Annotated in this window: 24 protein-coding genes and 1 riboswitch; of the genes, 6 read left to right on the top strand and 18 right to left on the bottom strand. The window is 42.3% G+C overall.

Going from position 1 to position 25038, the window contains the following annotated elements; genetic code table 11:
• Positions 1 to 654: 654 nt before the first annotated feature.
• Entirely contained in the window at positions 655 to 1125 is a 471-nt protein-coding gene (locus tag C9J45_RS15080; RefSeq protein ID WP_107247527.1) for an RNA-binding protein, read from the top strand.
• Here the strand turns inward: C9J45_RS15080 and murI are convergent.
• Entirely contained in the window at positions 1088 to 1900 is an 813-nt protein-coding gene (gene murI / locus C9J45_RS15075; RefSeq protein ID WP_107207762.1) for a glutamate racemase, read from the bottom strand. The two genes, C9J45_RS15080 and murI, sit on opposite strands and share 38 nt — an antisense overlap.
• A gap of 241 nt (positions 1901 to 2141) precedes the next feature.
• Complete coding sequence (gene btuB / locus C9J45_RS15070) at positions 2142 to 4001, bottom strand: TonB-dependent vitamin B12 receptor (RefSeq protein WP_107292722.1); 1860 nt, start codon at positions 3999 to 4001, stop codon at positions 2142 to 2144.
• A gap of 31 nt (positions 4002 to 4032) precedes the next feature.
• Positions 4033 to 4274: riboswitch (cobalamin riboswitch) on the bottom strand.
• 148 nt (positions 4275 to 4422) lie between these two features.
• Between btuB and trmA the strand changes: the two genes are divergently transcribed.
• Positions 4423 to 5529 carry a tRNA (uridine(54)-C5)-methyltransferase TrmA gene (gene trmA, locus C9J45_RS15065; protein ID WP_107207764.1) on the top strand — a complete coding sequence of 369 codons (1107 nt, stop codon included), beginning with the start codon at positions 4423 to 4425 and terminating at the stop codon, positions 5527 to 5529.
• 67 nt (positions 5530 to 5596) lie between these two features.
• On the opposite strand, the gene C9J45_RS15060 is transcribed toward trmA, so the two are convergent.
• A complete protein-coding gene (locus C9J45_RS15060; protein WP_107207765.1) occupies positions 5597 to 5977 on the bottom strand; it encodes a YijD family membrane protein in 381 nt (126 codons plus the stop codon).
• 27 nt (positions 5978 to 6004) lie between these two features.
• Positions 6005 to 6637: an HTH-type transcriptional repressor FabR gene (gene fabR, locus C9J45_RS15055; protein WP_107207832.1), complete on the bottom strand. Its 633-nt coding sequence runs from the start codon at positions 6635 to 6637 to the stop codon at positions 6005 to 6007.
• A 305-nt stretch (positions 6638 to 6942) separates the two neighbouring features.
• Here fabR and sthA point away from each other — a divergent pair, with 305 nt between their 5' ends.
• A complete protein-coding gene (gene sthA / locus C9J45_RS15050; RefSeq protein WP_107207766.1) occupies positions 6943 to 8358 on the top strand; it encodes a Si-specific NAD(P)(+) transhydrogenase in 1416 nt (471 codons plus the stop codon).
• Between the two features lie 65 nt (positions 8359 to 8423).
• Here the strand turns inward: sthA and cysQ are convergent, their stop codons facing one another.
• The 14 genes from cysQ to gspC form a co-directional block, all read right to left on the bottom strand.
• Complete coding sequence (gene cysQ, locus C9J45_RS15045) at positions 8424 to 9257, bottom strand: 3'(2'),5'-bisphosphate nucleotidase CysQ (RefSeq protein WP_107207767.1); 834 nt, start codon at positions 9255 to 9257, stop codon at positions 8424 to 8426.
• 3 nt (positions 9258 to 9260) lie between these two features.
• On the bottom strand, positions 9261 to 9818 hold the full coding sequence (gene nudE, locus C9J45_RS15040) for an ADP compounds hydrolase NudE (RefSeq protein WP_107292721.1): 558 nt from the start codon (positions 9816 to 9818) through the stop codon (positions 9261 to 9263).
• 160 nt (positions 9819 to 9978) lie between these two features.
• Positions 9979 to 10737 (bottom strand): type II secretion system protein N, encoded by a 759-nt coding sequence (locus C9J45_RS15035; RefSeq protein ID WP_107207769.1) that lies wholly within the window; start codon positions 10735 to 10737, stop codon positions 9979 to 9981.
• Positions 10738 to 10739: 2 nt separating this feature from the next.
• The gene (locus tag C9J45_RS15030) at positions 10740 to 11222 is read right to left on the bottom strand and encodes a type II secretion system protein M (protein WP_105061428.1); all 483 of its coding nucleotides are present in this window, start codon (positions 11220 to 11222) and stop codon (positions 10740 to 10742) included.
• A complete protein-coding gene (gspL, locus tag C9J45_RS15025; RefSeq protein ID WP_233217784.1) occupies positions 11222 to 12517 on the bottom strand; it encodes a type II secretion system protein GspL in 1296 nt (431 codons plus the stop codon). The genes C9J45_RS15030 and gspL overlap by 1 nt, the downstream gene beginning before the upstream one ends.
• Complete coding sequence (gspK, locus tag C9J45_RS15020) at positions 12486 to 13499, bottom strand: type II secretion system minor pseudopilin GspK (RefSeq protein ID WP_107247532.1); 1014 nt, start codon at positions 13497 to 13499, stop codon at positions 12486 to 12488. The genes gspL and gspK overlap by 32 nt, the downstream gene beginning before the upstream one ends.
• Positions 13496 to 14155 (bottom strand): type II secretion system minor pseudopilin GspJ, encoded by a 660-nt coding sequence (gspJ, locus tag C9J45_RS15015; RefSeq protein WP_107292720.1) that lies wholly within the window; start codon positions 14153 to 14155, stop codon positions 13496 to 13498. The genes gspK and gspJ overlap by 4 nt, the downstream gene beginning before the upstream one ends.
• Entirely contained in the window at positions 14142 to 14501 is a 360-nt protein-coding gene (gene gspI / locus C9J45_RS15010; RefSeq protein ID WP_107207772.1) for a type II secretion system minor pseudopilin GspI, read from the bottom strand. The genes gspJ and gspI overlap by 14 nt, the downstream gene beginning before the upstream one ends.
• Entirely contained in the window at positions 14491 to 15078 is a 588-nt protein-coding gene (gene gspH, locus C9J45_RS15005) for a type II secretion system minor pseudopilin GspH (RefSeq protein ID WP_107207773.1), read from the bottom strand. The genes gspI and gspH overlap by 11 nt, the downstream gene beginning before the upstream one ends.
• Before the next feature lie 9 nt (positions 15079 to 15087).
• On the bottom strand, positions 15088 to 15531 hold the full coding sequence (gspG, locus tag C9J45_RS15000) for a type II secretion system major pseudopilin GspG (RefSeq protein ID WP_005372551.1): 444 nt from the start codon (positions 15529 to 15531) through the stop codon (positions 15088 to 15090).
• A gap of 19 nt (positions 15532 to 15550) precedes the next feature.
• Positions 15551 to 16777: a type II secretion system inner membrane protein GspF gene (gspF, locus tag C9J45_RS14995; protein ID WP_107207774.1), complete on the bottom strand. Its 1227-nt coding sequence runs from the start codon at positions 16775 to 16777 to the stop codon at positions 15551 to 15553.
• Entirely contained in the window at positions 16777 to 18279 is a 1503-nt protein-coding gene (gene gspE / locus C9J45_RS14990; RefSeq protein ID WP_107261152.1) for a type II secretion system ATPase GspE, read from the bottom strand. Before gspE ends, gspF begins: the two co-directional genes overlap by 1 nt.
• Positions 18279 to 20291 (bottom strand): type II secretion system secretin GspD, encoded by a 2013-nt coding sequence (gene gspD, locus C9J45_RS14985; protein ID WP_199187123.1) that lies wholly within the window; start codon positions 20289 to 20291, stop codon positions 18279 to 18281. The genes gspE and gspD overlap by 1 nt, the downstream gene beginning before the upstream one ends.
• A gap of 60 nt (positions 20292 to 20351) precedes the next feature.
• Positions 20352 to 21239 (bottom strand): type II secretion system protein GspC, encoded by an 888-nt coding sequence (gene gspC / locus C9J45_RS14980; protein ID WP_107207777.1) that lies wholly within the window; start codon positions 21237 to 21239, stop codon positions 20352 to 20354.
• Positions 21240 to 21520: 281 nt separating this feature from the next.
• On the opposite strand from gspC, the gene hslR reads away from it, so the two are divergent.
• The 3 genes from hslR to pckA all read left to right on the top strand — a co-directional run bounded on the left by hslR (position 21521) and on the right by pckA (position 24912).
• The gene (hslR, locus tag C9J45_RS14975) at positions 21521 to 21931 is read left to right on the top strand and encodes a ribosome-associated heat shock protein Hsp15 (RefSeq protein ID WP_107207778.1); all 411 of its coding nucleotides are present in this window, start codon (positions 21521 to 21523) and stop codon (positions 21929 to 21931) included.
• A gap of 167 nt (positions 21932 to 22098) precedes the next feature.
• On the top strand, positions 22099 to 22977 hold the full coding sequence (gene hslO, locus C9J45_RS14970) for an Hsp33 family molecular chaperone HslO (RefSeq protein ID WP_107207779.1): 879 nt from the start codon (positions 22099 to 22101) through the stop codon (positions 22975 to 22977).
• Between the two features lie 303 nt (positions 22978 to 23280).
• A complete protein-coding gene (gene pckA, locus C9J45_RS14965; protein WP_107207780.1) occupies positions 23281 to 24912 on the top strand; it encodes a phosphoenolpyruvate carboxykinase (ATP) in 1632 nt (543 codons plus the stop codon).
• The last annotated feature ends 126 nt before the right edge of the window (positions 24913 to 25038 follow it).

The raw sequence follows: 25038 nt of genomic DNA, 5'->3' as shown, positions 1-25038 counted from the left end.
TCAATCTGAGCCATGATCAAACTCTTCAATTAAAGTTTTTGTGGTCTTTCGACCGGCTCAATGAATACTGTTAAAATACCGCTAACTAGAAGCTAGTTAGGATATTTGAATTGACTGTGCCAAATAACCGAAGTTATTTGTATTGGTCACTAGTATCATTGATAAATCTTTCGACTTAACTTTTCAACGAGTGCCCACACAGATTGCATGGTCAAATTGTTAAAGAACGTTGACTCAATACTTAATATTGGTCAGGGATGCGTATTTTACTCAGCCCTTAACTGTAGTCAAGAAGAAATTCTAACTTTAAACTTTCTTATTAACTACCCTTGGCAAAACCAAAGATTTAATCGTTATTCGATATTAATAATTCAAAAAGTTTGAACTCGATCATTTGTTTGTTCGTGTTCCCTTTCGATGGAGCGGCATTATAGAGACTTCGATCACTCTGACAAGTCTTTTTTGAAAAAAATAATGTATTTGCTCGTTATTTCATCTACTGTGGTTGATACGCTTGTAATTACAACATTTGATGAACTGATGGTTCACTCGCTAGTAATTACAACTCAATGAAAGTAATATCATTGTGAGTTCGATGTTAAAAGAAACATTACGCATTCTTCCTTCCATTTTGACGATGTAGTTTAATTAAATATGAAATCAAATAATCCAACCATAATAACCGCTCTAGCTATTGCTATTATCGGTGCATTAATTCTTAGCCTTATTCCTACTCTTCATTCTTCTATTAGCTTTGCTTTAGGTGCAATTGCTGTCGGTGCTGCACTTTACTTCATGCAAAAACCTAAAGAAGTGACCCCTGTCGATAATACTGAAACCTCTCAAAGCAGCAAAACCCTTTATGTTGGTAACCTTCCTTATCGCGCTAATGAGACTGATGTTAAAAATCTATTTGCTGAGCATGGCGATGTTTTTGCTGTACGCCTAATGAAGGATAAACGTACAGGCAAGCGCAGAGGCTTTGGCTTTGTTGTAATGAGTAGCTTAGATGCAGATAGTGCTATCGAGCAATTAAACAATAAAGAATACGGTCAACGTACGTTAAAAGTACGTGAAGCTAATGAGCCTAAAAACGCAGATACGGATATTGTAGAGACTGAATAGTACCCAGCTCTATTTGACGTAAACTTTTATTCAGCGCCGCTACACTTTGTGTAGCGGCGCTGCTATATGTAAGGTTATTTATTTTATTATGGGGTTGTTTTTCTTGTGCAGATAATCCTAACAAGGACGATACGCGTAGCGCTATCGCTTTACCGGAATCCACAACATTCACTTCATTATTAAGAACGGCTTTTATTTCTTCTTTAATTAATGGGAAATGTGTACAACCTAAAATAATGCTATCTACTTGCTGTTGCCATGGCGCTAAAATCTCACTGAGTTCATGAAGAGAAATAGATTCACCACGTAGCTTTTGCTCAGCCATTTCTACTAATCGGGTTGAACCAATCATTTTAACTTCGCAATCACTAGCAAATTGGTTAATTAACTGATGCGTATATTCACGCTTAACCGTTGCAGGCGTTGCTAATAAGCCAATGACTTTGGTATTACTTAACTTCGCAGCAGGTTTAATCGCTGGAACAACGCCTACAATAGGAATGTTAAGATTTTGGCGCAGGGTCGGTAATACAATTGTACTTGCGGTATTACACGCAATAACAACTAAGTCTGCTTGATATTGCTCAACTAATGTCGAGACAATATGATTGGTACGCTCAATAAGTATATTATCGGGTAACTCACCATACGGGAAGGCGGCGTTATCGAAGGCATAGATATATTGCACTTGCGGTAAAAGATCGTAGATTTCTTTATAAACAGATAAACCACCTACACCAGAATCAAAAATAACAATCTTTTTCACTCGTACCATACCTAATAAACATTACTCACCTTATGATACTGCGATCTTCAGTTCTCGCAAACAGCCCAGTTAGCTAACTGATACCGCTGATAATAAAATCGTTCAGTTCTCTCTATATTTTCCATGTAATATCTAGAGATCGTTGGAAAAACTGATCATCAACCACAAAGGTTAGTACTGAATCTTCCCGTTATGTACAAGCTTTATTAAAAAGGCCGCTATATTAGCGGCCTTAATCTTGCGTTTTCGATTAGAATTGGTAGTTAATACTGGTGTAATAAGTACGGCCAGGCATTTGATAACCACCAGCAGTCTCATAATCTTCATTTAGAAGGTTCGCTACTCGCCCTTTTAAGGCAAGTTTTGGCTGTAGCCAATATGTTAATGCCAGATCCCAAGTATCATAAGCCGGTAACTCACCCGTTGGACCATATTGATCTGGACGTTTGCCATGGTATTGATACGTTAGTGCGCTATCGAGATCACCAACACTTGCTGTACCTACCCACTTAAACGAGAATTTCTCGCGGCGATCTAAACGCTGCCCTTGGCTATTACGGGGATCTTTAAAGTCAAAGTTGAGCTGGTGAGATAAAAAGCCCGTATCAAAGTCTGCTTCAACTTCAATACCTTTGATTTTGCTTTTTCCTGATTCGTTATAATACTTCCAAGACGTGTTATTAAAACCAATAAGGTTATCAATCTCCATGCGATAACCTGTAACAGCTAAATCAATCACGTTGTAGTTAGCTTCAATAGCCACTTCCGCATTTTTTGATTTCTCAGGGTTTAATGTTTCAGTGCCGTAAAATGGTGAATATAGTTGGAATAAATTCGGCGCTTTGAATGCACTGCCGTAAGATGTACGTAGTTGCACTTCATCAGTGATATACCAACCACCAGCCACGTTATAAGTAAACTGAGAACCATACTGCTGGTTATCGTCTAAACGTAAGCTAGACTCTAATGAAAAATCATTAACATTCACTAAACCAATACCATAAATACCCGTATTGTTTCTGCTAACGGCATCTGAAGATAGCTTGTCTTGCCATGACTCTTTACGCCAATCAACACCACCGACTAATTGTAGATTGTCGTTAACGGTAAAATGGTTATTCCACTGTAGATTGCGTTGAGTGAATTTCTCATCCTGACTGGCAACAACAGGCGTCGTGGTCGCCGCTTTATTGTAATCGTAATTCGTTTGATGTTGGTAATCTGCAATTAACTTAGATTGGTAACGCCCTAAATCTAAATCCAATCCTGCGCTATAGTCAAATAACTCAGGCTCTGACTGCATATATTGATGTACTGGTTCACCAGAAAAGAAATCAACGAATGAGCTGTCATACTGGTACTGATTTTTATACCAACGTGTAGAGACAAACCCTTTTAAGGTATCGCTAAAACGTTGATGATAAGCAATCATGGCATTACGACTAGCAAAGCCATGTTTATCACCATCATTTAATCCAGGCTGTGGCTTAACGTTATAGCCTTCATCATATTCATAACCTACAGCAAGTTGCAGCAAACCATTTTCACCAACTTTATACGCGCCTGATGCACTCGCCTCTTGATAGTTATGACTACCAATACCTACATTCAGCTTCGTTTTTGATGGTGAATCAACATCAGCCAATGTAATGATATTGATTACACCACCAATCGCTTCTGAACCATAGATTGCAGCACGAGCGCCGCGAGTAAATTCAATGCGCTCAACTTGAGTCAAAGGAACTTGGTTAAAATCAACCGCACCTTTTGCTGCTCGTGCCATACGAATACCATCAACGAGAACGAGTACCTGATCGGAATTAGTACCACGTACCATAATACTGGCTAGCTGGCCGCGCCCACCATTTTGCGTCACCTGCACACCCGGTAATAAACTAATCACTTCTGTGAGTGTTTTGGCTTGTATCTTATCGATATCTTGGCGGGTCACGACATTAAATGGCGCAAGTACTGAAGTCACAGGTTGTTCAAAACGGTTGGCAGTGACGACCATCACATCATCGGTTTGGGTGTTATCTTCTGCTGCTATTATAGAAAAAGAAGGGAAATACACCGACGTGACCGCCAGCGCTAAAAGTGTTTTTTTCATTTGAGGATCCTAAGTCGCGTATATAACAAAGCAAAAGTGCTTTACCGCTGGTTGGTATTCGGACTTAAGAGCATGACCTGAAGAAGGTCGCCTAGGCATCAACTTCCCATCTCAACAATACATCATTCCATATCTATTGATTAATCATATTGTTAAAACAGTGTTTGGAATACATCCGTGTGCGTTCGTTCTCTATTACCGCTGCGCGTCAGTTACGGATTTTCACCGTATTCCCGTACCATCCCATGGTTAACCAGCGCAGTGCAGATGCTAGTGATGTATCGCTTTTATGTCTAGTTTTGTTTGCTATTAGTTATAAATAAATTACGCAATAAAAGACTTTTTCTCGGCGTAACACTGGACATCACTGTGCAATGCAATAAAATCTGCGCTCTTATTTTGAGCAGTCGAGGCATACACTATGACATCCACCATCCTTAACACCGCTGATTATCAGCAACAGTTGGATGAAAAGGCAGAGCGTATTCAAAACATTTGTGCTGATTTTGATACCCCTGAACTCGAGGTGTTTGCCTCTCCTGCAGAGCATTACCGCATGCGTGCAGAATTCCGTGTTTGGCATGAGGGTGAAGATCTTTTCTATATCATGTTTAACCAAGAAACACGTGAAAAATACCGCGTTGATCAATTTCCTGCGGCAAGCCGTCTGATCAATGATTTGATGCCGATGCTGGTTGATGCGATCAAACCCATTAAAGCGCTACGTCATAAATTATTCCAAGTCGATTTCTTATCAACCCTTAGTGGGGAAATCCTTGTTTCTATGCTTTACCACCGCCAACTTGATGATGAGTGGACAGCAGAAGCTAAGCAGCTAAAACAGCGCCTAAATGATGAAGGTTTTAAGCTAAATCTTATCGGCCGTGCTCGTAAGATGAAAATCGTACTGGATCAAGACTATGTTATCGAACAATTAAAAGTGCACGATCGCACCCTAACCTACAAGCAAGTTGAAAACAGCTTTACCCAACCGAATGGTGAAGTTGCACAAAAGATGCTTGAATGGGCTGTTGACTGCACTCAAGACAGCGAGGGTGATTTGCTTGAACTTTACTGTGGTAACGGTAACTTTTCACTGGCACTAGCACAAAACTTCGAACGCGTATTAGCAACAGAATTAGCAAAACCATCTGTAGATTCTGCGCAATACAACATTGCGGTTAATAACATTAATAACGTACAAATCATTCGCATGTCTGCAGAAGATTTTACTGATGCAATGGAAGGTAAGCGTGAGTTCCGCCGCTTAAAAGATCAAAATGTGGATCTTCAAAGCTACAACTGCAATACGATCTTTGTCGATCCTCCACGATCGGGGATGGATGAGGGAACCTGCCGTATGGTGCAAGGTTATGAGCGTATCATGTATATCTCTTGTAACCCTGAAACACTCAAAGAGAATTTAGACATCCTGTGTGAAACACACAAAATCACACGTTTTGCCTTATTTGATCAATTCCCATATACCCATCATATGGAAGCTGGTGTATTACTTGAACGTAAATAATATTACCAAGTAGCCCGTAATAAAAAAGGCGCTGAAGGCGCCTTTTTTATTCTTGATCTTAATGAAATTATTTCGATTCAACTTCTGGCTTGGCTTTTTTATTCATTATACCCATTTTGTAGCTCACCCAGAATAGCAGCGCTAGTGCAATCATTAATGGTAAGAAGTTCGAGCCCATTTCTGGAATTGCTGCACGAAGACATGCAGAGTAACCAAATGCGCCGACAAAAAAGCATGCCGTTGCAATCGCAGGCGTACCTTCTGTCATTGGCTTACGTAGGTATTCTTGGTACAGGCAGTACACCGCCAATACAAATGCAAGCACAGGGAAAATAGAGAATGCCACGCTGCTTGACGTTAGTACTGCTAATGTTGCGTTACCGCATACACCCGCTAGTAATGATAGAACTAGAGTTTTACGTTCTGCTTTAACTTGTTGCTTGTCCATATCCTTCACCACAAAATCGAAATAAGGTTATAGTTTTTGCCTGAGCTCTCGACGCTCACGCTCTTTTCGGTACCAATAAGCACCCTTTGCAATCATTCTTAATTGCATAATCAATCTTTCTGCATGCTCAGCACGAGCATGGCTATCCAGATCTAACGCTTCCGCTCCTGAACTAAAGACTAAAGTAACAGACGCCTCTGCTTGGGTATACGCTTCTTCGTGCGCCACCCCAGTTTTGGCCTCAAGATACTCACTTAGTTCAGCAACAAAGTGTTGTATTTCACGGACAACAGCAGCACGAAATGCTGTTGATGTGCCTGAACGTTCACGTAATAGTAGACGAAAGACATTAGGACTACTTTCGATAAACTCCATAAACGTCTCAACCGAGGTGCGGATCACACTCCCTTCGGTCGCAATACGTTGACGAGCTTGCCGCATTAGCTGACGAAGGATCAATCCACCTTCATCCACCATAGTTAAACCTAATTCGTCCATATCTTTAAAATGACGATAAAACGATGTTGGGGCAATCCCAGCTTCACGAGCAACTTCTCGTAAACTTAAATTAGAAAAACTTCTGTCTGCACTTAACTGGCTAAACGCAGCATCGATAAGCGAGCGACGGGTTTTTTCTTTCTGTTGAGCCCTGATCCCCATGGACATCTGCTTCTCTATAGTTTTCTGACCATAATACGCAACTAAATGAAGATAAACCATCGCGTAAGAATAGTCCTATACTACTGGCTCAACCGCCTTCACGCAAAGCCAGATTAACATCATTTATTCACACACTTCACAATCTACCACCTCACCGTTTAGGGTAATTATTCGCATTTATTCTTCCAACTCAGCGATAGAGCGTGATCCCTCGCCAGCTCTGACCATCTATTGATTCTCCTATTGATTACAAATCGTTACACTTACGATGCAAAAATGTTACCAATACAGATAGGAATAATGTGATGACGGATACGCAGTGCAGTAATAACAGTCATTTTGATGTGATTATTATTGGTAGTGGCCCTGGCGGTGAAGGTGCTGCTATGGGATTAACTAAAGCCGGTTTCAACGTTGCGATTATTGAACGCGAAGACAGTGTTGGTGGGGGCTGTACGCACTGGGGAACGATTCCATCGAAGGCTCTGCGTCATGCTGTTAGTCGTATTATTGAATTTAATCAAAACCCGCTTTATTGCAAAAACAACTCAACACTTCACAGCACCTTTAGCCAAATCCTCGGTCATGCTGAAGTCGTTGTAAATAAGCAAACACGGATGCGCCAGGGATTTTATGACCGTAACCAATGCCAAATTATTCATGGTGAGGCACGCTTTATTGCCAGTCACAATGTTGAAGTAAAAAGCAATGATGGCAGCCTTGAGCGCTACAGTGCTGATAAATTTATTATTGCAACAGGCTCTCGTCCTTACCATCCTGACGGTGTCGATTTTGATCACCCCCGCGTGTATGACAGTGATTCAATTTTACGTTTAGAGCACGATCCTCGCCATATTATTATTTACGGCGCAGGTGTGATTGGTTGTGAATACGCGTCTATTTTCCGGGGCCTTGGCGTTAAAGTTGACTTAATTAACACCCGTCAACGCTTACTGGAATTTCTTGATAATGAAATATCAGACTCCCTGTCTTATCACCTCTGGAACAACGGGGTGATGATACGTAATGATGAGATATTTGAAGAGATTGAAGGGACTGATGACGGGGTGATCCTACATCTACAATCTGGCAAGAAAATGCGTGCAGATTGTATTTTATATGCGAATGGCCGTACTGGTAATACCGATAAACTCGCGCTCGAACATGTTGGCTTAACCCCTGACTCTCGTGGACAGCTCAAGGTTAACCGCAGTTATCAAACCGAAGTCGATCATGTTTATGCGGTGGGGGATGTAATTGGTTATCCAAGCCTTGCTAGTGCAGCCTATGACCAAGGTCGATTTGCAGCACAAGCGATCAGTAAAGGACAAGCTCAAGGTCAGCTAATTGATCATATTCCAACGGGTATTTACACCATTCCTGAGATCAGCTCGGTAGGTAAGACAGAGCAGCAACTAACCGCAGAGAAAGTGCCATATGAAGTGGGACGTTCCCAATTTAAGCATCTTGCTCGTGCGCAAATTGCTGGCACAGAAGTGGGAAGCTTAAAGATTTTATTCCATCGAGAAACCAAAGAGATCTTAGGCATTCATTGTTTTGGTGAGCGCGCTGCAGAAATTATTCACATCGGACAGGCGATCATGGAGCAAAAAGGCGAAGGGAATACGATTGATTATTTCGTCAATACCACCTTTAACTACCCGACAATGGCAGAAGCTTATCGAGTGGCGGCTCTCAATGGTTTAAACCGTTTGTTCTAACCCTATAGCTAAAACTATTAGCCAATAAAAAACGGAGCTTATCTGCTCCGTTTTTATCCTGCATCCTAATCGACATTCATCATCCGATCATCCGGCTCTAAGATATCAGCCCAAGGCAAGCCTTCATCACCTAAGGTAATAAAATTTGGATTCTCTAATGTATTACGCTCGTTATAAGACAGCGGTGTCAAATGGGTATTAAGAATACGACCGCCCGCCTCTTCTACAATACACTGGGTTGCTGCGGTATCCCACTCACCTGTCGGTCCCAAGCGTAAGTAACAATCTACCGCACCTTCTGCCACCAAACATGATTTTAATGCTGCAGATCCTAATGGTACGAGTTCATAGTTGTAGCTTGGATCTAATCGCGATGTGATAGAACTGATTTCTTGGCGACGGCTAATGGCCACAACAATAGACTTCGTATTCTCTTCATGATGATGAGTTGCAATTTTGACACTTTCACCTTCAGCGGTAATCTTATGCGCGCCTTTCCCTGCATAGGCATAATATGACACCCCAGATACGGGCGCATAAACCACTCCCATGATCGGACGGTTATCTTCAACTAACGCAATGATTGTCGCAAAATCACCGCTACCAGCGATAAATTCTTGCGTACCATCTAATGGATCAACTAACCAATAACGTTTCCACTGGCTCCGCTCTGTTAATGGTACGCTAGCATCTTCTTCAGATAACACGGGGATATCAGGCGTTAATTGGGTCAATCGCTCCATCACTAACTTATGAGCCGCAAGATCAGCACTTGTCACTGGCGTATTATCATCTTTGATCTGTTTCTCAAACTGACCACGTTGATAAATATCTAAAATCAATTGACCTGATGCTCGAGCGATCTCAACCACATCAGGCAGTAAATGCGAATAGGCCATTGGTTACTCCTTTTGTGCTAATTGCTTCAATGCTAAAAACAATGCGGTAATACTCCGCGCTTCGGCAAAATCAACATGCGTCAGAAGCTCTTCTGCTTGTGCTAATGGCCAACGAATAATGTCTAACGGCTCAGGCTCATCACCTTCAAGTTTCTCAGGATACAGATCTTGCGCTAAAAACAATGTCATGCGACTGGAAAAATAAGACGGGGCTAATATCACTTCTTTTAATGGTTGTAGTTGATGGGCACCAAAACCAATTTCTTCTTTTAATTCACGATTGGCCGCTTCAGTAGGTGTTTCCCCCTCATCAATTAAGCCTTTAGGAAAGCCTAATTCATAACGTTCAGTACCTGCTGAATATTCGCGGATCAACAATAAATCACCTTGCTCCGTCACAGGGACAATCAGCACCGCATTGCGACCACTTGGCTTCATACGTTCATAGGTACGCTCAACACCGTTAGAAAAACGCAAATCCAATGATTCAATTTTAAACAGTCGTGATTGAGCAACAACCTCTGCAGATAAGATTTGAGGTTTATCTTTACTGATCGCCATCTTAAAGCCCTATGTCATGTTATCGCGAAGAAAAATTTTGTTTGTGCCTATGCTTCATTAAAAGCTAATCGCGCAGATAAATAAAGAGGCAGTCTACTTAGACTGCCTCTTACTATTCAGTTTGTGATTAATAACCACTCACATCGCGACGATTAGATAATTACAAACGCCCTGAGTAATTAATTTTATATTGCCCTTTTGAATCAGGATCGCCTAACCATTTTAATTGTTGAGACAATTGCTCAGGGAATGTAGCCCCCGGTTTAAACCATCCTGATAAGCTGTAACTATTATTTTTAGCTAAGTTTGCTTGCCAATCACTACTAACATCATCAGACGACTGTGAGGCTTTTGCTAAAATAGCACCTTCTTGACAACTTAAATCGGCAAAAACAGGGCCTAGATTAATATTTCCCATGGGTGTTGACGCCTTACCTTGTGCCCAAGCCAACGTTGCATTCAAGGTTTTACAATACGGCGCAGCATACAGATAATCACGTACCGTAAGTTCAATATTACCTGTTAATGTCAACGGCACAGGTAACTTGGCATACTGCATGGCATTCGCTGCTGGTACAGAGACTAAGAGCTTTTCAGCAAACGGTCCCGAGGTGCTATAACCGACAATACCACTACCTTGTAGTTGCATATCACTGCCACGGCCAAATCGGACATCAAACGCGAGTTTACCTGTAAATAGACTACCCAGTTTCATGTCCCATTGAATTTGACCTAAACTTTGATTTTGCCACACAACGGTCTTAGCAGAGCCTTGCCATAGGGTTCCTTGAATACCACTTAATGATAAACCATTAACTTTTGGTGCTTGTTGCCATGCCCAATTAGCCGGTAAATGGACAATAGTGCTGGCAATAAATACCACCCCAAATGTTGCGCCGATAGCGAGTTTAAATTTCACCTTTAACCTCGTCCTAACTGTAATCGGTTTACTTCAACCATGCCATTTTGATCAGTTTTCGAGATATCAATAAATTGCGTTTCAATCCCAAAGTTATCTTGCAGGTAAGAGAGCCAATTAAGTAATGCATTGAACGGTACAGGCTTCACCCATACTTGAATCGCATCATTACGTGGTTGCATACGGATCAATTCAATCTTAAAACGTTCCGTCGTTTCATTTACCACTTGGTTAAGTCCTTTGTCACTGACATTTACCGTACCACCAGCACGCTTAAACGCCGTGATCTTATTTGCTTTACCTTCAACCCATGACAATAGCTGACGTTCACTTTGAATACGTGTTTGTGCTAATTCAGTGCGTTGATTTAATGGTTGCCATAGTCCCCAGTATAAGATAGCTAGCAATAAAGCACCGCCAGCACCCATAACAAGATACTGCTCTCGCTGGCTTAATGCTTTCCACCATGCTTTAATTTCTGCCATTATGCTTTTCTCCTTAGCACGACGGCACCACTGACTAAGCCATCTTCTTTGCTTAATTGACCTTGCTCAACGGTAAAGTCTTTCGTCAACACACTACGTAACTTCTCAAAATCTTGGAAGTCAGAAGCCGTTGCTTGTAAACGCAGTTCGCCCCGCTTTTGATCGTATTTTAGATTAACAATTTTCACGCTCGGTGCTTTTGATAATGCCGGCTTTAACTCACTTAACCACATTAAAATACCGTTATCCGCTCCCTGCCCACCTAAGCTTTTCAATGCTGCGTTCATTTGATTTTTCAAATAACTCTGTGACGGAATACGTTTAAACTGAGGTAAAACCTGACGGAAGATCCGCTCACTTTCAGCACGGTACGCTTTGGCTTGATGCTCTAGCTGTTGTAACGCCATCACGTGTTCTCCGACTACAGCTACAAGTACTAAACTTGCGGCAATCGCGACTTTACGCCATGGTTTTAAATGCTTACGCCAAGCAGCTTGTGGTTTATAAGCCCCTGATAGTAAATTAACTTTACTTCCCGCAGCCCCTAACGCTAACAGTTGCATCACGAGCTCCGGTGCATGTGCTTGCCAACGCCCACTGACACCTTGAGGTGCTGATGTATAGTGGTGTATGACAACTTGACTTGGATTCGATTCAACATCCGCCACCGCAGATTCAATGGCAGCTTGCTCTGCCTCTTCGTCGTTGTCCTCGTCATCATCACTTGCAGCTAACATAATTGGCGCTTTTTGGGCACTGAACCATGCATCTAACCAACTCGTTTCCGCACAAATCCCCATAAACTCTGATTGACGGATCAACCATTGCCCTTCAATTTCAGCAGCACTATAACCATCATCAAACAACGGCAAACACAAACAGTCTGGAATAACTTTTTTTAGCTCTAAACCACATTCTTTAAATGCTGATAACCATTGCAGCATCTTTTGATGCTCAATAAGCGCTACCGTTGCAACATCATCTTCCCGATGCAGCAACTGAACATGTAAACTTTCAACATCCTGCGCCAATTCTTCTTCTAAGAGATAAGGTAAAACAGCGGTCAATTGGCGGCTACTGCCTGCAGGAATAGTAACTTGTGTTAATAGCATCTCACTGGTAGGCACTAAACCATATACCGGCCGAGTACCCGCATATTCCACTAGCTGATCTAATTGCGTGATATCAGCTAACTGACCTGATGCAATCACTTCGTTCTGCTGTGGCGACCAGACAAGCCATTGCACCGGCACCTCAGGCCGACTACTCAGTCTTATCGTCAGAAATTCGCTCACGGATTCCTCCATACTGGCGACGTACTACCGTCACCTTGTTATTATCATCTCGTTTAAATAGCGTTACCGCTCGTAATCTGGCGTTATCTATTTGTATTTCAGCATCTAATGAAAAATAGTTACTGCTGACCGTTAAGTACTTTTTCTGTTGTTCTTGTTTATCAGCTTGATCGCCTTGTGGTAGCTCTTTCATGAAATCATCAACGCTATCCCACCCTTTACGACGGGCATCGCGATCTTTAATAATTTTTTTTGCAGCGTCCAATGAAAGCTCTGGCGAAAATAAAGCTGACAGTAATACAGCCTGTCTTTGAGTGATCGTATTTACATTGAGTTTAAAGTCATCGGTTGGCAATGCACACACCAAGCCTTTTACTTTCTCATAAATATCAGCCGTCACCCCGTTAATCGCACGTAATTCACTGCGATCCGCTAACCAACCATTAGGGGGTAAGTAAGGTGGTTGAAATGCTTCATACGTGCTGTCTTCACCACCGTAGCTTGATTGCACCGTGGTATTCTTATCAATAAATTCCCAGCTAGAATCTGCGATTTGTTCTGCAGAATAATCATCAACACCACTGTCGATCATGATGTTTTGAAAGTAGGTCACCAAAAATGGCTGCTTACTGCCATCAGCGACGGGTTTTACAGCACCAAGCGCATTAATGTTAAAGCAAGCTTGCTTATCAAACATGCTACCGGTGACTACCGCACCATCAATCGGATAGGTTTGATCTTCTATCGCCCATGGCTGAGTTAAGTCGATGATCTTGCTGTCTTTAAACGTTAAAGCGAGACCTTTTTCAGCTAACGCTTCAACCCCTAAACTGTACCAATACGCCTGCTGATGCTGAATTTGATTCTCAACACGATGAAAATTATGTTGTAAACGTCCCGTCATTTGCACAGCGATCAAGCTCATTAACGCGACGAGCAAGAGCACCACAATTAACGCGACACCGCGCTGTTTTTTCATCATTGTGATTGCTCCGAATCAGCAGAAGCAGATAATGCAGATAATGCAGATGTAGGTACGAGATAAATACGCTCAATTTCACCAAAATCTTTCAGTGTCATCGTCACTTTAATACCTTCTGGTAACTTATCTGCGGTATCCCATTTATCTTGCCATTTTTTATCGGTGAAAAAGGAAAACTGCAATTTAGTCACACCATCTAATAACACCTTAACCAGTGGCTTTTCACCAATAACATTATCTGGGTAGCGAAACCAAACACGCTCTAATTGATCGTCAACCACACGATAGCCAACGCGGGTAACATCACCGCGTGGAAACATGGCTTGGGGATTTTGCCAGCCTGTTCGCACGAACATGATCCCATCGCTACTCGAATCCAAAAGGTACTCACCAGCTTGTAACACTTTATCGTTAGGCTCTTCGCCATTAAGCCTGCTTTTACGGGCAACAATTTGACGAAAGTCGTTATCCATCATAATCGTGGCACGCTGTATTTCTTTTAATCTTTGGTTATGATCTTTTGATTGCGCATCACTACGCATCACGTTATTCATGACTTGATAAGCGGATAAACTCAGCATGGCAAAAACAGCTATTGCAACAAGTACTTCCAGTAACGTAAAACCGCGCTGGCGGGAATGATTAATTGACGACATAAGTCTTTACCGTTATTACCGAATGTTCACGCTGTGGATCGCTTGCTACCGAAATCTCAATTTGGCGTAATAAGCTCTGCTGCGTTTTGACACTTTTTACCGTCCAATACCATTCACGATCGGCTAATGTCGACTTACCTGTCTTACTTGAGGTTGGATACTGACCGCTTAAATGTAATTGCGCGAGTTCATTATCAGCCACCATCGCAGCAAAGGTTTTTTCTTCTAAATAGCCCAGCGTATTTAAGTGTTGGCTAACCGCTTTCATAATACCCAGCGCAGCAACAGCGAAAATGGCTAAGGCAACTAACACTTCTAATAAGGTAAAACCTTGTTTACTTCTCACGTTTTGTTGCCTGTTCTAAGGTTTCACCTGGCTTAAGCAAGACTAAATTACCCACCTCATCGGCGCTGACTCGCCAAAATTGATTTTCACCGTCGACTTCAAAACGTAAAGTAAACGGTGTGTATTCACCACTCGCCATAACCACAATTTGAGGTTTGATCTTTTTCTTTTCTTCGTCTGACTTTGTAAATAAGTCTTCATCTTTAAACAGTGAATCTGATTTAAAAAGTCGGTCTTTATCTTTCCACGCTCCGCCAATCTCAACCTGAGTTGTAATCGCGTTATCTAACTTCACATCAGTATAAAATTTGGCACCTTCTAGCGGTTGCCAGCCATCTTGAGTTAATTGCAAAAAATTATATTGGTGTGGCTCAACACGAATGCCGTAGTCCACACCATTAAGCATTGCATCCTCACCCAATAGCTGGGCAAGGTGATGAAAACGTACTGCTTGCTCTTTTACCTCATCTCGTTTGTTATCCGGTAAAGTTGAGATCACCGCAACTGCGCTGGTTGCGAGTAACACCAGCACCAACATCATTTCAATGAGAGTAAAACCTGCACTACGCTTCATCATAAAGACTTATTACTTCTTGTTGTAATCCAACATATTCCAGTTACCGATGTCGGTATTCACACCATCACCACCTTCTTGACCATCTGCGCCTAAGCTAAAAATATCAATCGCGCCATGTTCACCTGGTGCCACATAATGGTACTCATAACCCCAAGGATCTTTAGGTAGACGCTTAATATAACCACCATCACGGTAATTACGCGGCTCAGGAGAAGAAGACGGCTTTGTCACCAATGCCTCTAAACCTTGATCGGTTGTTGGATATACGCTGTTATCTAACTTGTACATTTCTAAAGACTGTTCAAGCGCACTAATATCTGTCACAACTTTTTGTTGGTCAGCTTTTTCTTTGTTACCTAATAGATTGGGAACGACTAAACTCGCCAATACGCCCAAAATAACAATTACCACCATTACTTCTAATAGGGTAAAACCACGTTGTTTTTGTTGCATTAAAACCTCCGAAGAAAAACTACATCCCAACCATGTTGTTCAGTTCAATAATTGGCATTAAGGTTGCGATAACAATAAACATTACCACCCCAGCCATAGCGACAATTAATAATGGCTCAAAGACCCCTAGTGCCATATTAACAAGTGATTCAAAATCACGATCTTGGTTATCTGCTGCACGGGTTAGCATTTGCTCTAACTCGCCACTTCGTTCACCACTCGCGATCATGTGTAGCATCATCGGTGGGAACAATTTGGTTTGCTCAAGGGATACTCGTAGACTTCCCCCCTCACGTACATTATCTGCGGCAGATAAAATTTTCTTATTCACATACGTATTGGTCATAACATCAGAAGCGACCTTCATCCCATCCAGTAATGGAATCGCACTGGATGTACAAATCGATAATGTTCGCGCAAAACGTGAGGTATTTAACCCTCGTGCGACTTTACCAATCACTGGTACATGTAAGATCCCGCGATCCCACTTCATCCGATACTTAGGCTGCTTGAGGGCTGTCTTGATCAAAGCAATGATTGATACAATCACCACAACGACCACTAATCCCCAATGCTGAACAAAATTACTTGCTGCCAATAACACTTCGGTAATGGTGGGTAATTGTTGCCCCATTTGTACAAATTGATCGACAATTTTAGGCACAACCGTTGCTAGCAAAAATGCCACCACAGACACAGCGACAAGCGTTAACATGATGGGATAGATCATCGCTTGCTGTAATTTACTGCGCATTTGTTGACGGTTTTCGGTGTAGTCTGCCAAACGATTTAAAATCGTATCAAGGTGGCCCGATTTTTCTCCCGCCGCCACCATGGCGCGAAAGAGTTGGTCAAAAATATGAGGATATTCCGCCATACTGTCAGCTAAGGTATATCCTTCTACTACCCGAGAACGCACCGCCAATAAAATGTTTTTTAGACGTGGCTTTTCGTTTTGCTCAGCAACCGCCTTGATACATTCTTCTAATGGCATTGAGGCTTGTACCAGTGTTGCTAACTGACGGGTGATCAGGGCAAGTTCATTGGTACTGATTCCACGTTTAAAGCTGAACTGTTTACGCGTCGGGGTTTTACTGCGACTTTGACCTGAGGTTTGAGTAACCTCTATCGGCACCATGCCTTTTTCACGTAATTGTTGGCGTACTTGACGGGCAGTATCCCCCTCAATCACCCCTTTTTTCTGTCGGCCTTTGGCATCTAAGGCTTTATATTCAAATGCCGCCATTAGCCCTCCTTCGTCACACGCATCACTTCTTCAAGTGTGGTGATCCCTTGACGTGCTTTCGCTAAACCATCATCACGAATACTCGGTGTATATTGACGCACGTATTTCTCAATCGCTTGCTCACCTGCCTCGCCATGGATCAACTCTTGTACTTGTTCATCCACCAGCAATAGTTCATGAATACCCGTACGACCACGATAACCTTTTTGGTTACAGTGCTCACAACCAGATGGGCGATATAATGTCAGTGGTTCAGATTCAGCTAAATTAAATAGCTTTTTCTGCTGGCTATCGGCTTCATAAGGCTGACGACAATCTTGACATAGCGTACGCACTAATCGCTGGGCTAACACCCCAAGCAATGACGATGACACTAAGAAAGGTTCAATACCCATATCACGTAAACGGGTGATCGCCCCGACCGCAGTATTAGTGTGGAGGGTAGATAACACCATATGGCCTGTCAGTGATGCTTGAACAGCAATAGCTGCAGTTTCTAAATCACGGATCTCACCGATCATCACCACATCGGGATCTTGACGAAGAATGGCACGCAAACCTCGCGCAAACGTCATATCAACTTTGCTATTAACTTGAGTTTGTCCAATGCCATCAATATCAAATTCAATCGGATCTTCGACGGTTAAGATATTGCGCTCAGCACTGTTTAGCTCTTGCAAACCCGCATACAACGTAGTGGACTTACCCGAACCTGTCGGACCTGTGACCAAGATAATACCGTGTGGACGCTCGATAATTTTTCTAAACGCTTGATGATTTTCCGACGTCATACCTAAGCTATGCAAATCAAGGCGTGTCGCGTTTTTATCTAATAAACGCAATACGACTCGCTCACCATGAGAAGAAGGCATGGTTGATACACGTACATCAACCGCACGACCACCAATTCGCAGTGAAATACGACCATCTTGAGGAATACGTTTTTCTGCAATATCAAGCTTTGCCATAACCTTAATACGTGAAACAAGCAGCGGTGCCAATTTACGACTTGGCTGTAAGACTTCACGTAACATGCCATCAATACGAAAACGGATTGACAGTACTTTTTCAAAGGTTTCGATGTGGATATCAGATGCACCTTCTTTGATCGCTTCGGCCAACATGGCATTGATCAATTTGATAATAGGTGCATCATCTTCCGATTCCAGCAAATCTTCTGTTTCAGGTAAGTCTTCAGCAAGCGCAAAGAAATCATCGCTATCAGAGCCCAAATCTTGCATTAACTGGCGCGCTTCTGATGAATCACGTTGGTATGCTTGTGTTAACTTTTGCTCAAACTCACTGTCATTTAATGCGATGGGCGTAAAACAGCAACCTAGCACTCGACGCACTTCAGCAAGTACTGCAGCAGACAGTTGCCCACTGAAATAGAGTTGCCATCCTTGCTCACCAGCCTCTACCACCACATGATGGCGTTTGGCAAAAGAGAAAGGTAATCGAAACGTTACCATTGATTCTGTTTCTAAAAACCCATCAGCCATTAGTGTTGCTCCAACTGAGAAACAAAGGCACGCACTTCAGCTGGTAAATCCATGTCTTCACCGTATTTTGGTAATACCGGCATATCTGCGTCCATCAAGCGCATACCTTGCTCTGCTTTGTATAACTGCTGCGCACGAATATAGTTGTACTTACGCTGAGTCAAACCGTCAGCACTCATCCCATCACGTAAAATAGTTGGGCGAATGAAAACCATTAGGTTGGTTTTTTCAGTTTGGTTATTGGTAGAGCGGAATAACGCACCAAGCACAGGAATATCACCTAAAATCGGTACTCTTTGCTCAGATTCAAGGGTCTTCTCTTGCATTAAGCCACCTAAAGCGATCATGTTACCGTCTTTAACCAATACCGATGTGGTTAGCTCTCGCTTATCAAAACGAATATCAACGGCACCATTAGCATCAGCCACTTGCGAGACAACCTGTTCAATCTTCATTTGAACCGAGTCCCCTTCGTTGATCTGCGGGGTGACTTTAAGTCGAATACCGACATCCTTACGCTCAACCGTAGTAAACGGATTATCGTTATTAGAGCCGGTTTGTGAACCAGTCGTCACAGGGACTTCCTGACCAACCGATAAATTCGCTTCTTGGTTATCCAATACCGTGATATTCGGTGTCGATAATACATTCACATTTCGGTTTGCTTGAACGGCTGTCACTAACGCCGTCCAATCACCCAATGCAATTGCAGCTGCAGCCCCTTTCACACCACCAAGGAAAGCAGCCATTGGTGCTAAATCACCACTTTCTGTCGTCACGATAGGGGGTAATTCCGCACCGGTATCAGGATCGTAACGTTTTTGTGTTGTCGTTTTGTCTTTCGCTGCTTCTTGCGCAGATAGCAAACCACCAATTGGTGCACCACTGTTACCAAACTGGATAACACCGCCGTCTTGTGAGCCCCACTGCACACCGAAATCGACACCATCACCTTCTTGTACTTCAACAATCATGGCTTCGATATGGACTTGGGCACGACGAATATCTAATTGAGAGATAATCGACTCAAGTTTATTCATCACATCACTTGGCGCAGAGATAATCAGAGAGTTAGTCGCGTCATGCGCAGAAATCATGACTTCATCTTTACTCGATTGACTCACTTGTGGCGTGTTACTCTTATTTGCCGCTTGGATATTTTCAGACACGCCTTTTAACACATCAACCATATCAGCGGCTTTGGCGTATTTTAAGTAAATAACGCGACTGTTGCCGCTTGCTGCCATTTCTTTGTCAAGCTTATGAATCAAGGCTTTTAAACGTTCCCGAACTTTAGGATCGCCTGAAATTAATACTGAGTTGGTACGCTCATCTGCTACCGCTTTCGGGATCAAAAATCCTGGGGTTGATTTCGCATCAGCACTTTTATTTAACGCCTCAACGATACGCACCATCTCAGGTGCTGAAGCATTATTCAGCGACACGACGGTCACGTCTTTATTACCAGCACGATCGACACGCTCAATAATATCCGCTAAGCGGTTAACCACCGCAGCACGACCAGTGATCATAATGATATTGGCAGGATCGTAGTGAACAACGTTACCCGCACCCGCATTATCGTTAAGTTGGCGTAATAATGGGGAGAGCTCTCGCACTGACACGTTTTTTACTGCAATCACACGCGTAACCACAGCATCACCAGGCACATTACTGTCATTCGCGCCCACAACTGGGATCGCTGAGGTTTTGGCATCTTTATCACGAATAACTTTGAGTACGCCATCTTCCATTTCCACAACAGCAAAACCATAGACTTCCAATACGTTAAGGAAGAAACGGTAATACTGCTCATCATTAAGAAGATCATAACTGCGCACATTTACCTGACCACGAACCGCAGGATCAATAATGATCGTCTTATGTAATGAACGTCCAACAATATTGATGAACTCTTGAATATCTGTCCCTTTGAAATTAGCACTTAGCTCATCAGCCATTGCCGAACTACAAAGCAAGCTACTTGCTAACCATAGGGCACTTTTACCCATTAATTTTTTCACAAAAAACTCCTGCGTTTTCGTCTTTTTTTGTCACGCAATGCACTGCTATTATTGCAGTTCAATGTGAATATCATGAACTTGACCGCCGCGTTCAACCGTCAAAGTAAAATCAGTCGCTGAAGAAAGCTCAGCCCAGAGCTTTGCCATCACACTTGGATCGGTCAGGCTATTTCCGTTAATCGCCACCGCTAAATCATTCGCTTTCAGGCCAACAGAATCAAATAAAATTCGGTCTTTACCCGGATTCACTCGATATCCCTGTACTTCGCCATCCTTCTTCACTTGAGATAAACGGATATAACTAAATAGAGATTGAGGTTGAGCTAAAATTTTCTTTTTGATCTCAGCTAATTTCGAGCTGTCGACATTCGGTTTAGTCGCGTTATTCGAGGTTGATTTTTGCGTAGCTGGCTGGGCTGATTTAGAGAATTTTAATCCCTCAAGCATCACGGTTTCATCACGACCACTATTGCTAATAATAACGCGATCGTTATACACCGCTTTTAATGTCACACGGGTACCATCAACAACTTCATTGACACCATAAGTATTCTGCTTACCGTTGTTTGTGATCACGGCAAAGGCGGATTGAGGATCACTGCTCGCGACAACCCCAACCAACTTTAAATTCAATCGCGTTTGTGGCGCGTCTTTTTTAACCGTGGCTTCAACCGGCTTTGGCTGCGCGTTATATTGCCCAAATAGATTCATGGACAATAAGTTACCGACATTAATATCAGATCCTGATGTAGCCACTTTTACTGACTTCGCTTGCCAAGGTGCCACTGTCGCTGGCGGCGCTAATAACATCCACACCATACGACCAGAAATCCACGCTAAAATAACCACTAGTAGCCACGTTAGTAGTCGTGTAAGTGTACGCTGAGATAGCGGGCGCTTTGTGATTATCATGGGCAGCCATGTAGATACTTGCATAGTGGAAATCCATTCAATGAATATCGGGAGGTATATTATCGCTCCCTATATAAACAAGGGGTATTGTAATCAATTTTTATGATCTCTTTTTAACACATTGAATGCTATTCATTATTGTAAAAAAGAAGCAAATTACTCAAAAGACTAACGATAATTTGTAATAAATTCTTGCTTGATGATTGAAAACCCCGATTAACATCACCATTTATTAGAAATAGGTGATAGCTGACGCTATTAAAACAATATGATATTTTATCGCCCCTTTGAATAAAGGAACCGTTATGGGTCAAGCGACATCCGAACTAAAACAGGTTCGTCTTGATAAATGGTTATGGGCTGCACGTTTTTATAAAACACGTTCTGTTGCTCGCACGATGATAGATGGCGGCAAAGTGCAATATAACGGACAACGCTCAAAACCAAGTAAGATGGTTGAAGTTGGCGCAGAAGTAAAATTGCGCCAAGGTAACGATGAAAAGACCGTTACCATCGAAAAAATCTCTGATACCCGCCGTGGTGCACCGGAAGCACAATTGCTATATCAAGAAACAGCACAAAGTATTGAATTACGGGAACGCCATGCACAAATGCGCAAACTCAATGCTTTTGATAGTCCGAGTCCGATCAAACGACCAGATAAAAAACAGCGTCGTGACATCATGAGATTCAAAAACATCAATACATCAGAATAAAAGGTTGCCAGCCTTAATCAATTCATCGTTGGTAATAGCAGAGTACTTTATATCAAGTAAGCCAAATGCTGAGCCACATGAGTTCATTGAAATACTGGGTATAACGCACTTAGATGCACTACCAAATATGATGCAGGGTTGGCACCACAGCTGGAGAGAAAGAGAAAATGACACAAGATTTTTTAAACCGTTACCTATTTGATGGCGTTTCAGTACGTGGTGAGTTAGTACAGTTAGGTGATACTTACCAACAAATTCTTTCAACCACTGAGTACCCAGCACCAATCAAAACACTACTTGGTGAATTGTTAGTCGCAACCAGTCTATTAACAGCAACGCTAAAATTTGAAGGCTCAATCACGGTACAATTACAAGGTGATGGTCCTGTTAGCCTCGCTGTGATTAATGGCGATCAGAACCAAAAGCTACGTGGTGTAGCTCGTTGGGAAGGTGACATTAAAGACGGTAGCACTATCCATGATCTAATGGGCAAAGGCTACATGGTGATCACAATCCTTCCTACCAAAGGTGAGCGTTACCAAGGTGTCGTTGGTCTTGAAGGTGAAACCATGGCGGAATGTTTAGAGACTTACTTTAAAAACTCTGAGCAGCTAAAAACACGTATCTGGCTACGTACCGGTGAGTTTGAAGGCCAACCTAAAGCTGCGGGTATGCTATTACAAGTAATGCCCGATGGTCAGGGCGGTGAAAGCGATTTTGAGCACTTAGAAACAATTACTGATACGGTAAAAGATGACGAACTATTTAGCTTAGATGCACAAGATCTACTGTACCGTTTATACCACCAAGAAGAAGTAAAAGTATTCGAACCACAAGCCGTCAGCTTTGAATGTAGCTGCTCTCGTGATCGTAGTGGTTCAGCAGTTATTAGCCTTCACCCTGACGAGATTGAAAAAATCTTAGCGGAAGATGGAAAAGTATCACTGCATTGTGATTACTGTGGTACCGACTATGACTTCGATAGCATTGATATTGCAGCACTTCGTGAAAATGCAGGCAATGCTGACGATAGCAAGGTTCATTAATTCTCGCTTCGTATTAAGCCTGAAATATAATTACAAAGCCGGCATATATGCCGGCTTTCTCATATTGCAAAACAACATTCCAGCTAAAACTTGAAAGTGAATCACTAAAAAGCGCTTCTTTTTTCACCAGAAATAATAATTCAACCCCCTAGATTTCTGCTTTAACCGCCCTGTAAACTAAATAAAAACATCTAATTCACACGCCCGTTAGCCTTTGCAAAAGCTAGGGTTATTTATGATGTATATCCCTGATTTAGCCCGTTATGGTTAATAGTTAAACAACATCTTACCCAAGGAGCGCCAATGAGCACAATGTGTGTCGATAATAAGGTTGCAACGAACATGGATTTGTCCCAATACGGAATACTCAATGTTACAGATGTGATTCGTAATCCTTCTTACGAAATACTGTTCGCAGAAGAGACGAAAACAGAGTTAAAAGGGTTTGAAAAAGGCATTGTCACCGAGCTCGGTGCAATTGCTGTTGATACAGGGATATTTACTGGTCGTTCACCACAAGATAAATTTATTGTCAAAGACGACACCACCCAAGATACCTTGTGGTGGTCAGATCAAGGCAAAAACGATAATAAACCACTTAGCCAACAAGCATGGCATGATCTTAAATCTCTCGTAACAGCTCAACTCTCTAACAAACGTCTTTTTGTGGTAGATGGCTATTGTGGCGCTAACCCTGATACACGTATATGTATTCGAGTGATCACTGAAGTCGCTTGGCAAGCACACTTCGTTAAAAACATGTTTATTCGCCCAACAGAAGCTGAGTTAGCAACATTTGAGCCCGACTTTGTGATCATGAATGGCTCGAAGTGTACTAATCCTAAATGGCAAGAGCACGGCATGAACTCAGAGAACTTCACGGTATTTAACCTCTCTGAAAAAATGCAACTTATTGGCGGTACATGGTATGGCGGTGAGATGAAAAAAGGGATGTTCGCGATGATGAACTACTTTTTACCTCTCAAAGGCATTGCCTCTATGCATTGCTCTGCCAATATAGGGGAAAATGGTGATACCGCTATCTTTTTTGGCTTATCTGGCACAGGTAAAACAACCTTATCAACGGATCCTAAACGGGCATTAATTGGTGATGATGAGCATGGTTGGGATGACAACGGTGTGTTTAACTTTGAAGGTGGATGTTATGCAAAAACCATTAACCTTTCAAAAGAAGCTGAACCTGATATCTACCATGCTATTCGTCGTGATGCGTTACTGGAGAACGTAACCGTACGTAATGATGGTTCTATCGATTTTAATAATAATTCAAAAACAGAAAACACTCGCGTGTCTTACCCGATTTATCATATCAATAATATCGTAAAACCTATCTCAAAAGGTGGCCATGCCAATAAGGTTATTTTCTTATCGGCAGATGCTTTTGGTGTATTACCTCCGGTATCAAAGCTAACCCCCGAGCAAACTAAATATCACTTCTTATCAGGTTTTACTGCAAAACTCGCGGGAACGGAACGTGGTATTACAGAGCCGACACCGACTTTCTCTGCATGTTTTGGTAATGCTTTTTTAACCCTCCACCCAACAAAATATGCTGAAGTGTTAGTGAAACGTATGGAAGCTGCGGGAGCTGAAGCCTACTTAGTCAATACAGGCTGGAATGGCACCGGTAAACGTATTTCGATCCAAGATACTCGTGGCATTATCGATGCGATTTTAGATGGCTCAATTGATAGCGCACCAACCAAACAAATTCCTATTTTCAATTTAACCGTACCAACGGCATTACCCGGTGTCGCCTCTGAAATTCTAGATCCTCGTGATACCTATACCGACCCACTACAATGGGAAAGTAAAGCCAAAGATCTTGCCAGTCGATTTATCGCAAACTTCGATAAATATACTGATACCGCAGAAGGCGAGTCTTTAGTCAAAGCAGGCCCGCAGCTCGATTAAGTGTCAAATAACCCAGCCCCTATCAGTAGGGGCTTTTTTATCTCTCACATCACTGATCTACTATAAATTCAAAACCATAGCGTGCCTCAAATCCGACTCACATATCTTGCCAAGTACTGATATTTG

The organism is Photobacterium sp. GB-1, assembly GCF_003026165.1.
Lineage (GTDB): Bacteria > Pseudomonadota > Gammaproteobacteria > Enterobacterales > Vibrionaceae > Photobacterium.
The sequence above is the reverse complement of the archived record's forward strand: the minus strand, read 5'-3'. Positions and strand labels throughout refer to the sequence as shown.